11 protein-coding genes are annotated in these 13,185 nt (G+C 72.5%); 6 read left to right on the top strand and 5 right to left on the bottom strand.

Features of this window, described 5'->3' with window-relative positions; genetic code table 11:
* Positions 1–52 precede the first annotated feature (52 nt).
* Positions 53–619, bottom strand: coding sequence for an ATP-binding protein (locus tag ACFWRO_RS18585; RefSeq protein WP_384511439.1), 567 nt, complete (start codon positions 617–619; stop codon positions 53–55).
* A gap of 213 nt (positions 620–832) precedes the next feature.
* Here ACFWRO_RS18585 and ACFWRO_RS18580 point away from each other — a divergent pair, with 213 nt between their 5' ends.
* On the top strand, positions 833–1,804 hold the full coding sequence (locus ACFWRO_RS18580; protein ID WP_384511436.1) for an alpha/beta hydrolase fold domain-containing protein: 972 nt from the start codon (positions 833–835) through the stop codon (positions 1,802–1,804).
* Positions 1,805–1,882: 78 nt separating this feature from the next.
* Here the strand turns inward: ACFWRO_RS18580 and ACFWRO_RS18575 are convergent, their stop codons facing one another.
* From ACFWRO_RS18575 to ACFWRO_RS18565, 3 genes are all read right to left on the bottom strand, one after another.
* On the bottom strand, positions 1,883–2,890 hold the full coding sequence (locus ACFWRO_RS18575; RefSeq protein WP_384511433.1) for a LacI family DNA-binding transcriptional regulator: 1,008 nt from the start codon (positions 2,888–2,890) through the stop codon (positions 1,883–1,885).
* 218 nt (positions 2,891–3,108) lie between these two features.
* On the bottom strand, positions 3,109–4,680 hold the full coding sequence (locus tag ACFWRO_RS18570; protein ID WP_384511430.1) for a carboxylesterase/lipase family protein: 1,572 nt from the start codon (positions 4,678–4,680) through the stop codon (positions 3,109–3,111).
* Between the two features lie 152 nt (positions 4,681–4,832).
* On the bottom strand, positions 4,833–5,561 hold the full coding sequence (locus tag ACFWRO_RS18565; protein WP_384511427.1) for a phosphatase PAP2 family protein: 729 nt from the start codon (positions 5,559–5,561) through the stop codon (positions 4,833–4,835).
* A 534-nt stretch (positions 5,562–6,095) separates the two neighbouring features.
* On the opposite strand from ACFWRO_RS18565, the gene ACFWRO_RS18560 reads away from it, so the two are divergent.
* The 3 genes from ACFWRO_RS18560 (at position 6,096) to ACFWRO_RS18550 (ending at position 10,120) form a co-directional block, all read left to right on the top strand.
* Positions 6,096–7,352 carry an MFS transporter gene (locus ACFWRO_RS18560; RefSeq protein ID WP_384511424.1) on the top strand — a complete coding sequence of 419 codons (1,257 nt, stop codon included), beginning with the start codon at positions 6,096–6,098 and terminating at the stop codon, positions 7,350–7,352.
* 114 nt (positions 7,353–7,466) lie between these two features.
* Complete coding sequence (gene surE / locus ACFWRO_RS18555; RefSeq protein WP_384511421.1) at positions 7,467–8,372, top strand: 5'/3'-nucleotidase SurE; 906 nt, start codon at positions 7,467–7,469, stop codon at positions 8,370–8,372.
* Between the two features lie 143 nt (positions 8,373–8,515).
* Positions 8,516–10,120: a carboxylesterase/lipase family protein gene (locus tag ACFWRO_RS18550; RefSeq protein ID WP_384511418.1), complete on the top strand. Its 1,605-nt coding sequence runs from the start codon at positions 8,516–8,518 to the stop codon at positions 10,118–10,120.
* Positions 10,121–10,198: 78 nt separating this feature from the next.
* Here the strand turns inward: ACFWRO_RS18550 and ACFWRO_RS18545 are convergent, their stop codons facing one another.
* Positions 10,199–11,299: an endonuclease/exonuclease/phosphatase family protein gene (locus tag ACFWRO_RS18545; protein ID WP_384511416.1), complete on the bottom strand. Its 1,101-nt coding sequence runs from the start codon at positions 11,297–11,299 to the stop codon at positions 10,199–10,201.
* A 229-nt stretch (positions 11,300–11,528) separates the two neighbouring features.
* Here ACFWRO_RS18545 and ACFWRO_RS18540 point away from each other — a divergent pair, with 229 nt between their 5' ends.
* Both ACFWRO_RS18540 and ACFWRO_RS18535 read left to right on the top strand, forming a co-directional pair.
* Entirely contained in the window at positions 11,529–12,311 is a 783-nt protein-coding gene (locus ACFWRO_RS18540; RefSeq protein WP_384511413.1) for an aminotransferase class IV family protein, read from the top strand.
* A gap of 85 nt (positions 12,312–12,396) precedes the next feature.
* Positions 12,397–13,071, top strand: a complete 675-nt coding sequence (locus ACFWRO_RS18535; RefSeq protein ID WP_384511410.1) for a 2-phosphosulfolactate phosphatase — start codon at positions 12,397–12,399, stop codon at positions 13,069–13,071.
* Positions 13,072–13,185 lie beyond the last annotated feature (114 nt).

Raw genomic sequence — 13,185 nt, 5'->3', positions numbered from 1 at the left:
GGCGCGGCAGGTCGACGTACGTCCGACCGGCGGCGGGGTGAGGAGGCAGCCGTCAGGCGATCGGGACGCGAATCCGCACGACCTTCCCCGTCGCCGCCCGGAACGCCGCCAGCTGACCGCCCGCCTCGTCGACCAGGAAGCTCGTGATCGCGAGCCCGCGACCGCCCTCCGCGTCCGCGTCGACGCCCAGGTCGCCCTCCAGGTCGGCATCCGGACCGGCGCCCTGGGTGAGGCACGGCAGGCGAGGGTCCCCGTCGGCGACGTCGAGCTGCAGTCGGCCGCCGCCGAGGGAGACCGTGACCCGCAGCCGGCCACCCGCGCCTCCCGCGCCTCCCGCGTGCAGGACGGCGTTGGACAGGAGCTCCGTGCCGGCCAACAGCAGCAGGTCGACGCAGGGAAGTGCCACTCCCCAGGCTTCGAGCGTCCGGCGCAGACGCGCCCGCACCCGGGGGACCTCGAACGCCGCACCCCACGCCACCCAGCAGGCGAGCCGACGCCCCGGAGACGGTGAGGCAGGCACGGACGGCGGGGCGGAGCGGGCGCGCGTCCCACCGCGTGAGCGAGGCAGCGGGACGGCCGGGGCCGGGGGCAGTGCGGCGACGAGCATGGGACCAGACATGGGGACTGCCTGACGAGGGGGCGACGCACGCCGTGGTATCTCGTGTAACCTCCGGGATCACACACTGGCCGACTCGATCGACGTCCGAGACGTTTACTACGCCGCACATATTGTGTTACACGTGTAACACCGTATGACGGACCCCGTTGAGATCGCAAGGCATTTCGGACATTCAACGGAAATTCGGCCACCCACCCGCAGAAAGAGGCGGTCATGACGCAGTCACCTCCCCTTGCCCCGGCCGTACAACCGGCCCCCGGACCCGAGTCCGGATGGCCGCCGCCGCCCTACCGCGCCCCCACTCCGCCGCTGGTCGGCCAGGACGGCGTGCGCCACTTCGACGGACTGACCTACGCGAGCACGCCGGGATACCGGCCCTGCCTGCTCGACGTCCACGTGCCGGCGTCCGAGCGGCCGGTGCCCGCCGTCGTGTGGATCCACGGAGGCGGCTGGCTGGAGGGCGACCGCCGCTACCCGCCGCCGACCGTACCGGTCGAGCTGCTGCACGGCACCGTCCTGGGCGCCGGACTCGCCCTGGTGAGCATCGACTACCGGCACGGGCTCGAGGCCCCGTTCCCGGCACAGCTGCACGACACGAAGGCGGCCATCCGCTACGTCCGCCACTTCGCCGCCGAACTCGGCATCGACGGGGACCGGATCGCGGTCATGGGCGAGTCGGCGGGCGGCCACCTGGCCGCACTGGCCGGACTCGCGCGGCCGGACGCCGCCCAGGACACCGCGGCCCTGGAGGGCGGGGTCGGCATCCGGGACCAGGACAGCGCCGTTCAGGCCGTCGTCGCCTGGTACCCGGCCACGGACATCGGCCCCCTGCTCGCGCACCCGCTGCCGATGCCGCCCGCGCCCGACGGCTCCGCCTACCCCAACCCCTTCGACGCCCTGCTGGGCGGCACTCCCGAGCAGCGTCCTGAGCTCGCCCGCGCCGCCAGCCCGGTCACCTACGCGGGCGGCGCGACCCCGCCCCCGTTCCTGCTGGTCCACGGGACCGCGGACCAACTGCTGCCGTACAAGCAGAGCGAGGTCCTCGCCGATGCCCTCCGCGACGCCGGCGGAGACGTCACCCTGCGGCCGGTTGAGGGCGCCGACCACATCTTCCTCGGCGCGCCGGACGTGACGCCGATGGTCACCGAGAGCGTCGACTTCATCGCCCGCCGACTGGGCGTCTGAGCACCGTCGCCGAACACCCCGCGCGGGGCGCCGTCATGACGGCGCCCCGCGCTCCGTACAAGCGGGCGGGGCGATGGCTCACGAGGACTGACGGTGCACCAGGACGGGTTCCATGCCCGGCACCTGCGGCGACGCGCCACGGTCCACCAGCTCGTGCAGGGCGTCGGCCACCTGAGCGGGCGTGGGCAGGTCAAGCCGTACGGACGTCAACGGCGGCTGCTGCATGGCCGACAGGACCAGGTCGTCGCAGCCGACGACCGCAACGTCGTCCGGGACGGCGACGCCCGCGTCGCGCAGGGCGTGCAGCAGCAGCGCGGCGTACTCGTCGTTGTAGGCGAACACCCCGTCCAGGCCCAGCTCCCGCCAGCGCCCGGCGAGTTCGGCGGCGGATTCGTACGTGTAGGACAGCTCGACCGGGGTGATCGTCGCCGTACTACGGGCGGCCACGCCCTCGGCGCCGACGAGGCGCGGTCGGGCGAAGGTCTCCAGGCCGCGCTCCTGCGGCATGACCACGCCGATCCTCCGGCGCCCCCGCGCCACCAGGTGCTCGACGGCGAGCGCGCCGATACGCGACTGGTCGAGGTCGATGATGTGGGCGCCGGCCACCTCCCGGGACGCGAAGGCCAGCACGCCGCGCACCCCCGCCCGGCTGAGCACCTCCACGGCCTGCCCCGACAGACTGTCGCCGTCCAGGGCCACCACGGCCGCGGGACGGAGTTCCGCCCAGGCGCGGGCGGAGCTCACCGCGTCGGGGAACCGCCCCGCGTGCAGCACGAGGACGTACCCGTGGCGTTCCAGCTCGCTCTCCAGGTCGTCGACCCAGGTGCTGACCAGGCGCCCGGCCGCGGAGACCGACGCGGGGATGAGCACGAGGTTGCTGCGGCCCGCCCTGAGCGACCGGGCCGCGGCGTGCGGTACGTAGCCGAGCTGCTCGGCCGCCGCCAGTACACGGGCCCGCGTGGTCTCGCCGACCCGGTGCGCCTGCGTGTTGTTGAGGACGAAGGACACCGTCGCCCGCGACACCCCCGCCAAGCGCGCCACGTCGGCGCTCGTGACGGCCGCCGCCGCGGTCGGCTTCTCGCCCATGACGTCCCCTGCCCGGTCTCCTCTTCGGCCGATCGGCCACCGTCCAGGTTACACGCGTTAGCGGCGGGGCGGCTGGGGACGCCGACGACCCCGGGCTCGTTCTGCGAGCTCGGGACCGTCAGGGTTAGGCGTCCTAGGCGATCGCGACTGGGTGGTTACACGTGAAACTCTCCGGACGTTTGGCGATACGAGACATTCCGAATATTCCGACAGCCGGGCTACTCGGCGACCGCCGGGCGCCGGGCGTGCAGGCGCCTGGCATGTCCGGCGAGGTCGTCCACGGGGAGGGTGACCGAGTCGAAGCGCATGGTCGTGCGCTCGTCCTTCCGGTAGGGCTCCCAGGCCGGCAGTCCCGCATGGTTCGGGTCGCCCGTCCGGGCGAAGGCGATCCACGCCCGGTGCATGCTCCGCGCGAGCCCCTGCCCCACCGTCGGGTCGATCCCTTCGACGAGCGGAGCGTGCGCCCAGCTGTCGAAGTTGTCGAAGACGAAGGGGAGTTCCAGACAGTGGGCGGCGGCGAGCCTCCCCTGATGGGCGGGCGTCGGGAAGTCGAACTGGTACGCCCACACCGGCCGCCCGGAGGCCGCCCTGGCCTCGGCCAGCTCCAGGCAGGGCACACGGAACAGCTCGTCCGTGATGAGGTCCATGAGCACGTCCACCGGCCGGGCGCCGGGGCGGGTCCGCGCATACTCCTCGTACACCTCGGCGGCCTGATCCGCGCCGAACGTCTCCGCGATGCGGTCGACGACCTGCTCGCGGGTGGCCCGCGCGTATCCCGGGTCCAGGGCGAAGCCGAAGTTGGCCTCCTCCCGGGTCCAGCCGACGAGGACGTCGATGTCCGCCGCCGGCCCGTCGAGGAGGGCGTGCGCGGGATGACGGAAGAGCGTGACGTCGTCCCGTACGGGAAGGAACGGGGTGGGCCAGTACCCCCAGCGCGTGGTGTGCGCGAAGAGCCCGCCCGCCGCTTCGATCAACCGTGGCCAGGGCAGGGCACGGAGTTCGTCGGCGTCCTTCACCCCGGCGAACCGCAGGTAGGCCTCGACGCGCTCCCCGTACTCGACCGGGGTGGGGATGTGCAGGCCGAAGGGCGGGCTCTGCAGGATGACCCGCTGGAACAGCTTCCGCGCCTCGGGGTGCCCGGCCAGGGCCGCCGTCGACAGGGCGCCGCCCGACTGGCCGGCGACCGTGACGCGGTCGGGGTCCCCGCCGAAGTGCTCGATGTTGTCGCGCACCCAGCGCAGCGCGGCGAGCTGGTCGGTGAGCCAGAGGTTGGCCGGATGCCCGTCCGCTTCGGCCGGGTCGGCTCCGTCTTCCGCGTCCGCGAAGGAGAGGTAACCGAGCGGCCCGATACGGTAGTTGAGGGTGACGACGACCAGGTCGCCGTCGCGGGCGAAGGTCTCACCTGAGTAGTTGGGCAGCGATCCCGAGCCGGAGACGAACCCGCCGCCGTGGATCCAGACCAGCACCGGCCGCCGCGCCGAATCGGGGGCCGGTGTCCAGACGTTCAGCGTCAGACAGTCGTCGTCGAACGGCGGTTCTCCGTGACCGCCCAGGACGGGGTCGCCGCCTTCGATGTACATCTGCGGCGAACTCGGTCCGTACGCGGTCGCGTCCCGCACGCCGCTCCAGCCGGGGTGCGGCCGGGCGGCGCGCCAGCGCAGGGCGCCCACCGGGGGCTCGGCGTACGGCACGCCCTTGAACACCGCGACCCCGCCCTCGATCCGACCGCGCAGCCCACCGGGCGGCAGCCGGACGACGAGGGGCTCCGCCTCACCTGACATGTCAGCCATGCCCTGTCCTCCTTGCATGTCAGCCATGCCTGTCCTCCTGGGTCCATCGTTCGCCGGGCGCATCCGCGCCGCCACACGGGCCGGACAGCGAGACTATGCAGCATTCATGACGATCGTCAATCATTCACTATACGTGAGTCCAGAGCGCGCCTTCAGTCCCAGAGGCGGCCCGATGCCGCACGGGCGGCCTCCTCCTCCAAGAGGCGGGCGAACGCGCACCACACCAGCAGGGAGGCTCCCGCCCCCATGGCGGCACCGGCCACGGCATCGCTCAGCCACTGGGCGTGCAGCCAGGTGCGGCTCCAGATCGTGGCGGCCACCAGGGCGGCGGCGAAGAGCCACCACCAGCGCCGCGCGACCGGCGGGAAGAGCACCACGCCGACCGTCACCACGAGTGCCGTCACCGTGAAGACCTGGCCGGAGGGGAAGGAGCCGCCGCCCACCAGGACCCACGACCCCGGCGGGCGCGGACGGTCGATGAACTGCTTCACGGGGAGAACCACCGCGACGTTGGTCACCACGCAGCCGGCGAAGACGAAGGCCCCGGATCTCCAGCGCCCGTAGACGGCGAGACACCCCGCGAGGACCAGCGGCACGACCATGCCGAGGGGCCCTCCCAGGACGTCGAGAGCGCGCGCGAACCCGGTCACCGCGTCGCCCGGCGAGCCGTGCACCGCGCCCATCCAGCGGCCGTCGAGGCCCTGGAAGAACGGCGCGCCCTCACCGAGGGTGGCGAGGCCGATCGCCAGGCCGGCGGCCGTCAGTGCCGATCCGGCCAGAACGGCGCGCCGGGGCGGTGCGGCCGGGACAGGGTGTCGCGCCGGCTCACGGGGAGGTGGCGGAGGCGGCGGCGGGACGGGAACGGCAGGCGAAAGGGACATGGCTGACCTCCGGGAAGTGCGGGGAACCGCGACGTCGACGCGGCGCGGCGGTGAGGGAGACACGAACGGGAGCGGGCGGCGACGGTGGCCGCGCGAGCGGGGAGCGCGCAGGGCGGTCCCGCCGTGCGCGGCGATCGGCCCGCACGGCGTTTTCAGGCCAAGGCTGAACCTTCACGGCACTCGACACAAGAGCGACCCGTGAGTAGCTACACGTGTTAGCACCGGAGCCGGGCCGGGCAGTCACAGTCGCCATTCAAATGCCTCGAACCCCTATCCAAAGGAGTTCACGAGTGCTACACAATGCTGCAAGCCGGAATTAACACGTGTAACTAGGCGTCGCAGAACCGCGGCCGTCCGCAGTCGCCGTAGTGCGGTAGCCATAGCGCGAAACACGTCCTCCCCCGGCGGTCATCCCCTCATCGCTCCAGCTCGTAGCTCAGCGCTCACCGCTCAGCTCCGTCCCCCGAGGAGTCGCCATGCACGCCCCGATCCCCCGCCGCGCCTACGACGCGCCCGCATCCCCCGGTGGTCACCGTGACTGCCGATGAACTGATCCAGCCGGACGCGGCACCGCAGGCGCAGGAGCCCGCGCCGCGTCAGCGCGGCCTCATGCTGCTCCTCCTGCTGGCGAACGCCTCCATGCTCGCCGTGTACATGGGCGTCGGCTCCGTACTGCTGCCGACGCACATCGCCACCCTCGATCCGGCGAACAAGGTCGCCATCCTCGGCGTCGTGGGCGGGGTGAGCGCGGTGTTCGCCACCGCGTTCAACCCGATCGCCGGCGCCCTGTCGGACCGGACCGGGCGCCGCAACCCGTGGATCCTAGGTGGCGCGCTCGCCTCCCTCGCCGGCCTCGCGTTCCTCGGCAGCGTCCAGACGGTGCTGATGGTCGGCATCGCGTGGTGCCTGGTGCAGGCGACCATGAACGTCTACCAGGCCGCCGTCACGGCCATCGTGCCCGACCGCGTCCCCGCCGCCCGCCGGGGCACGGCCTCCGCTCTGGTCGGCCTGGCGCTGCCCATCGGCGGCACCGCCGGCGTGATGATCGCCTCGCAGACGGCGGGCACGCCGACGATCGGCTACCTGGTGCTCGGAGCGCTGGCGGCCGGGGCGGCCCTGCTGCTCACGACCTTCTGCCGCGACATACCGCGGCACAAGCCCACACCCTCTCCCGCCGTACCGAAGCGCGAACGCCTGGGCGCCTTCCTGTCCGCCCTGTCCCACCACGACTTCCGGTGGGCCTTCATCGGCCGCGCGTTGATGGTGCTGGGCTACTTCTCGGTGATCGGCTACCAGCTGTACATCCTCGACGACCACATCGCGCTGCCCGACGGGCTGACTCCGCCCGAGGCGATGGCGATCCTCACGCCGGTGTCGATGGCGGCGATGGCTCTGTCGACGGTCGTCGGAGGTCTGCTGTCCGACCGCTGGGACCGGCGGAAGATCTTCGTCGGGGTGTCCGCGGCGCTCGCCGGGGCCGCGATGGCGATCCCCGCGATCAGTCCGACCTGGACCGGCATGCTGGTGTTCAGCGCCCTCAACGGCCTGGGCTTCGGGTGCTTCATGGCGGTGGACACCGCGGTGGTGACCCTGGTCCTGCCCCGGGCGGAGGACGCCGCCCGGGACATGGGCGTCCTGAACGTCGCCAACGCGGGGCCGCAGATCGTCGCCCCGTTCGTCGCCTCCGCCATCGTGACCGCGCTCGGCGGCTACACCCCGCTGTTCATCATCGGCGGCGCCCTGTCCTTGCTGGGCGCGCTGTCCGTGATCCTCATCCGCGGGGTCCGCTGACCGGCCGTACCGCCGTACGGCCGTACTGAACCCGCCGGGCGCATGTCGAGGGGGCGTGCGCCCGGCGACCCACCCCTCCCCCTCCCTCTCCTCCCGCATCGAAGGAGCAACTCCGTGAGACGCAAGCGCGCTCTGCCCCTGGCCGCTCTGCTGCTGTGCACGCCCGCCCTGGCCGGCACGGTGCCGACGAGCGCCGCCGCGGCGGCCGGCCCCGCCGGCCCGCTGCGCATCCTCCTGACCAACGACGACGGCTACAACGCCCCCGGCATCCGTCTGATGTTCCAGCGGCTGACCGCCGCGGGGCACGACGTCACCATCGTCGCCCCGCTCACCAATCAGAGCGGCGCCGGGACGAAGCTGATGAGCGGCAGCACCGTCAAGGTCGAGCATCCCGAGCCCCGGGTGTGGGCCGTGGACGGTACTCCCGGCGACTCGGTGTCCTTCGGTCTCGCCGCGGTGTTCGCCGACCGCGCCCCTGACCTGGTGGTCTCCGGCACCAACTTCGGGCCCAACGTGGCAGCCCTGGCGACCCATTCCGGCACGGTCGGCGGCGCGATCGCCGCTCTGGAGCGCGGCGTGCCCGCCATCGCGGTGAGCACCGGCGAGCTCGCGGTCCCGGTTCCGGAGCAGATCCTCAACGCCATGCGGCCCACCAACGACTTCACCGTCAAGCTCATCGACCGGCTGCGCGCGCAGGCGAGGAACGGCCGGCTGCTGCCGGAGGGTGTGGGCCTGAACGTGAACCACCCCGTGGTCGGCGCGGACGGCACGGGAACCGCGCGGGGCGCCTCCGTCACCACGCAGGATCCACAGCCGGGCCTCGCGGCGGAGTACACCGACAACGGCGACGGAACGTGGAAGGTCGGCGTCGGCCTGGTCACGGCGCCCGACAGGAAGGGCGGCGACGTGGAGGCGGTCCGCGCGGACAAGGTGTCCGTCGCCCCCATCTCCCCCAACTGGAACACCGGGACCGCGGAGTTCGCCAAGGTCGCGACGCTCCTGGGCGGCCTGCGCCCGTAGGCAGGCCCCGCACGCCCGTAGACGGGCCGGCACGCCCGCTCACACGCCCGCGGCCCGTCCCCACCTGACCGGTGACGGGCCGCGGGGCACCTTCCTTCCGACTGTCATGCGCTCGACACCCTCATGGAGGAGAGTTGACAAGGATGACGCGCTCGATCGTTCCCTCGGTGGCGCTGGCTCTGGTGCTCGCCGTCGCGGCCCTGTTCACGCACCCGGCGATCGCCGCCCCGTCCCGGCAGAGCGTCGCCGCGGCGCGCCCGGTCGTCACCACGGACCAGGGCCGGCTCGCCGGCCAGGTCAACGGCCGGGCCGAGGAGTTCCTGGGCGTCCCGTACGCCGCACCACCCGTGGAGGACCTCCGGTTCCGTCCGCCTCGGCCGGCCGCACGGTGGTCCGGGACACGGGAGGCCACCCGGCAGGCTCCCGCGTGCGTACAGTTCCTGCCCGTCGGGCTGAGCGACCCGGAGTACGTCAGCGAGGACTGCCTCTACCTGGACGTGTACCGGCCTCGTCACGCCCGGCCGGGTGACCGGCTGCCCGTACTGCTCTGGATCCACGGTGGCGCCTTCCTCCTGGGCACCGGGACCCAGTTCGGCGGCCGGACCATGGCGGACCTCACCGGCAGCGTGGTGGTGAGCGTCAACTACCGTCTGGGACAGCTCGGTTACCTCGCCGCGCCCGAACTCACCCGGGAGAACGGCCTGGGCTCCGGGTCGTTCGGACTCATGGACCAGATCGCGGCACTGAACTGGACCCGCGGCAACATCGCCGCCTTCGGCGGGAACCCCGCCAACATCACCCTCTGGGGTCAGTCCGCCGGCAGCGCCTCGGTCTGCGCCATGCTCAGCTCCCCGCGCACCGCCGGGCTGTTCTCCCGCGCCATCCTCCAGAGCGGACCGTGCACCCTGCTGCGCGCGCCCGGCTCCGCCCAGGCCGCCGAGGCGGCGGGCGACTTCGCGGCCGCGGCGGGCTGTCCCGACCCGGCCACCCGCGCCGCCTGCCTGCGTACGGCACCGTCCGCCGACCTGATCGCCGCCGGCCTCACCCGCCCCGCCGCCGGGCCCGCCTTCGGTGACGGCCTGCTTCCACTCCAGCCGTCCGAGGCGATCGCCTCCGGCCGGTGGAACAAGGTCCCGGTCCTGATCGGCAGCACCCGGGCCGAGGCCAAGTTCTTCCTGGCCGGTACCCATCCGTATCTCACGGCGCGGGAATACACCGACCAGATCAACGCCACGTACGGCACTGCGGCGCCGCAGGTCCTCGCGCGCTATCCCGTGGCGGGTTACCCCACTCCGTTCGACGCCATGTCGGCGGTCGTCACCGACTCCACCTTCGCCTGCGGCACGCTCGACACGGCGCGTGCCTTCGCCTCGCAGGTGCCGACCTACGTCTACGAGTTCGACGACCCCCGGTCCCCCACGCTCCTCGGGGCCCAGCCGCCGGGTGTGGACATGGCCAACGCGCACAGCGCCGAACTCGCCTACGTACACGACTTCAGCCTGACCGACCGCCCGCTCACCGCCGGACAGCGCGCCTTCGCCGACGACATGAAGCGCCGCTGGGGAGCGTTCGCCCGCACCGGCGACCCCAACATCCCCGGTGCGACCCGCTGGCCGGCGGCCGGCGGGCGGCACACGGTCCTGACCCTTGACCCCGAGCGCACCCGTACGTCCACGACGTTCGCGGCCGACCACCAGTGCGGCTTCTGGGCGGGCGCGGCCTCACCCAGCGCCGAAAACAGGAGCTGAAATCCAGGCGCCCTGCTCCGGCGCGGCGCGAGGTGCGCGGTGCCGGAGCAGGGCGGGGGGGTGTGGCAGTGCCGGAGATCAGCCCTTGTTACGGGAGGTGGACACCCGGAAGGTGCTGAGGACGGCCTTGTGGTCCGTCGGCCAGGTCCAGTTCGGCTCGCGGAACCGCTCACGTCCCGACTCCTCCACCCGCTCGTTGCGGACGATCGAGGTGGACGGGCCGACGATCACGCTGTCGAGGAGGCGGATGCGCCGGTCGGGGTGGTAGAAGACGAAGTCGATCCGGTCGCGCTCGTCGGCCTTCGGCGCCCAGGTCAGCTGCCCGGGCTCGGCGCCCGCGTTGTCGCTGGGCCAGGTGAAGCCGGGCGTGCGGACGGGGTCGGGGTTGATCTCGCGGTAGCTGTCGCGGAATCCGGCGTCCTCGAACGCCTTGGTCGTCGTCCACCGGACGACGGTGCCGTTGTGGTCGAACAGGTTCCACGTCTTGCGGGTCCAGTCCAGGTGGGAGGGCTCGTTGAAGTCGCCGGCCAGCATGGTGAGCCGACCGCGGCGGCGCTCCTTGGCGGCGTCCGCGAGGACCGCCTTCGTGACCTGGGTACGGCCGGAGGCCTCGTTGATCCGGTTGATCAGGTCGACGTCGGTGATCGGCCCGGTCGGAATCTCGTCCCAGCCGTACTCGGAGGTCTCCAGGGGCGCGGGCGTACCGCCGCCGTAGCCCCGCGGGAGGTAGTTGGCGTAGTAGCGGTACTCGAGGTGCCCGGAGTAGGCCGCGATCTCGGTGCCGTCGACCTCGATGACCGCCTTCGACCAGGACGGGAAGGACTGGTGCTCGATGATCGGGTAGCGCGAGATCACCGCCGGGTCGGTCGGGTTCTGGTTGTCGTAGTAGGTCAGCCCCCGGGCCGCGAGATCGGCGAGGGTGTTGGCGACCCGCTCCGGGTTCGACTCGCTGAGCATGACCACGTCCGGCTCCACCGCGGCGATCGTGTCGGCGATGCCCGCCCGGCCACCCGCGACCTGGCTGCCACCCAGCCAGATGTTGAACTGCAGGACCTTCAGCGTCCGGTGCGACGGCTGCGGCCGACCACCAAGGGACGCGGCCTGGGCCGTGCCGGCCCCCACCACTCCCGCACCGACGGTCGCGCCGACCACCCCGAGCAGCTCACGACGCCTCATCATGCACGACCTCCGTCATTCGTCATATGCCTATGGCCTTCGGCCTTCGGACGCAGTGTCGAGGCGTCCCACGTCCGGCGAGTGAACCCGGGTGAAACCTGCGGGGTGATCGCCGTGTCCGGGTCCCGCGTGCCCCGCATGCCCCGCGTCTCCCGCGGAGACACCTGGGGAAAGCCCTGGAATGCGGCGGGTGCGCTCGGCGGTGGGGGGTGGCGGCGGCGAGACTTCCGGTATGGCCACTGTCAATGGAGAACCCGCGTCCGTCGCTCAGCTGACGGCCCTCGCCCTCACCAACTACGGGCACTTCACGACCATGCGGGTGGAGGACGGGGCGGTTCCCGGCCTTTCCCTGCACCTCGACCGGCTCGTCCGGGACTGCGCCGATGTCTTCGGGGCGGAGCTCGACACGGAGCGTGTGCGCGGCTGGGTACGGGAGGAGGTCGGCGGTCGGGACGGGGCGTCGACCGTGCGCGTCACCGTCTTCGACCCCGCGCTCGACATCGCCCGCCCGGGTGAGCGGCCCGACCCGCACGTACTGGTGACCACCCGCCCGGCGGGCGTCCTGCCCGCCCCTCCGCTGCGGGTGGCGGCGCTTGAGTACGTCCGGGACGCCGCCGAGGTGAAGCACACGGCGCTCTTCGGTCAGCTCAGGATGCGGCGCGAGGCCCGGCGGGGCGGGTTCGACGATGTCCTGTTCACCGGGCCCGACGGCCTGGTGTCGGAGGGGTGCACCTGGAACGTGGGCTTCGTGGACCGGGACGGCCGAGTGGTGTGGCCGGAGGCGGACGTGCTGCCCGGGGTGACCATGCGCCTGCTGCGCGCGGCCCACCCCGGATCCACCGTCCGCCCCGTCCATGTCGACGAACTGCCCTCCCTGCGCGCCGCGTTCGCCACGAACACCGGGATCGGGGTGCGCGCGGTGGAGGCCGTCGACGACGTGCGGTTCGCCGCCGACGACCCGGTGATCGGCGCGCTCCGGGAGGCGTACGCGGCGCTGCCGGCGGAGCGGCTGTGACGGCGGGGGTGGATGACGCGACCGTCGCCACGTCGCGTGCCACGCGCCGGGTGCTTCGGATCGGGCATGCGCGACCATGAGGGGCATGGACGCTCGTTTCCTCGGCATCGCCGAGCTCGCCGAAGTCCCGTCCGTGGCGGTCGTGGTCGACGTCATGCGTGCTTTCACCGTGGCTGCCTGGGCCTTCGCCCGGGGCGCGGAGAAGATCGTTCTTGCCGAGTCCCTGGACGAAGCCCTGGCGCTCAAGGCCGACCACCCGGACTGGGTGGCGATCAAGGACGGTCCGCCGGCGCCCGGGTTCGACACCGTCAACTCCCCGGGCCTGTTGAGGTCCATGGACCTCGGCGGACGGACCGTCGTGCAGAAGACCACGGCGGGGACCGTCGGCGCCCTCGCCGTCAAGGACGCGCAGCTGGTGCTGTGCGCGAGCTTCGTGGTCGCGGAGGCAACGGCCCGGCTGCTGCGGCAGCGCGAGAGCGACAGTGTCACGTTCGTGGTGACCGGCGAGGGCGGGCAGGCCGAGGAAGACCTGGCGTGCGCTCAGTACATCGCTCGCAGGGCCACCGAGGCCGGGACGGACGCTGCCGCGTTCCTCCGCCGCGCCGCCGATTCGCGCGCCGCCGCCGATCTGGCGAACGGGGTGCGCCAAGGATCCCATCCAGACGACGTAGCGCTCTGCCTTGAGGTCGACCGCTTCCTCTTTGCCATGGTGGCGACCCAGGAGGGCACGCTCATGGTCCTGCGTCCACGCATGTCCTGATCACGATGGTCCGGGGAAGGCGGTCGCGCCGGTGGGATAGCGTGCCGTGGTCGGTTCGCAAGTGCGATGGCCGGTGAACGAGCCGGGGCGGGGGCGGGGGCTGCGATGGGTGAT

This window comes from Streptomyces sp. NPDC058579 (assembly GCF_042718575.1).
Classification (GTDB): Bacteria; Actinomycetota; Actinomycetes; order Streptomycetales; family Streptomycetaceae; genus Streptomyces.
The sequence above is the reverse complement of the archived record's forward strand: the minus strand, read 5'-3'. Positions and strand labels throughout refer to the sequence as shown.

Coding starts and splice junctions, on each gene's coding strand:
- ACFWRO_RS18550 (WP_384511418.1), top strand. CDS start 8,516: ATGACGCGCTCGATCGTTCCCTCGGTGGCGCTGGCTCTGGTGCTCGCC.
- ACFWRO_RS18540 (WP_384511413.1), top strand. CDS start 11,529: ATGGCCACTGTCAATGGAGAACCCGCGTCCGTCGCTCAGCTGACGGCC.
- ACFWRO_RS18545 (WP_384511416.1), bottom strand. CDS start 11,299: ATGATGAGGCGTCGTGAGCTGCTCGGGGTGGTCGGCGCGACCGTCGGT.
- ACFWRO_RS18585 (WP_384511439.1), bottom strand. CDS start 619: ATGTCTGGTCCCATGCTCGTCGCCGCACTGCCCCCGGCCCCGGCCGTC.
- ACFWRO_RS18580 (WP_384511436.1), top strand. CDS start 833: ATGACGCAGTCACCTCCCCTTGCCCCGGCCGTACAACCGGCCCCCGGA.
- ACFWRO_RS18535 (WP_384511410.1), top strand. CDS start 12,397: ATGGACGCTCGTTTCCTCGGCATCGCCGAGCTCGCCGAAGTCCCGTCC.
- ACFWRO_RS18570 (WP_384511430.1), bottom strand. CDS start 4,680: ATGGCTGACATGTCAGGTGAGGCGGAGCCCCTCGTCGTCCGGCTGCCG.
- ACFWRO_RS18575 (WP_384511433.1), bottom strand. CDS start 2,890: ATGGGCGAGAAGCCGACCGCGGCGGCGGCCGTCACGAGCGCCGACGTG.
- ACFWRO_RS18565 (WP_384511427.1), bottom strand. CDS start 5,561: ATGTCCCTTTCGCCTGCCGTTCCCGTCCCGCCGCCGCCTCCGCCACCT.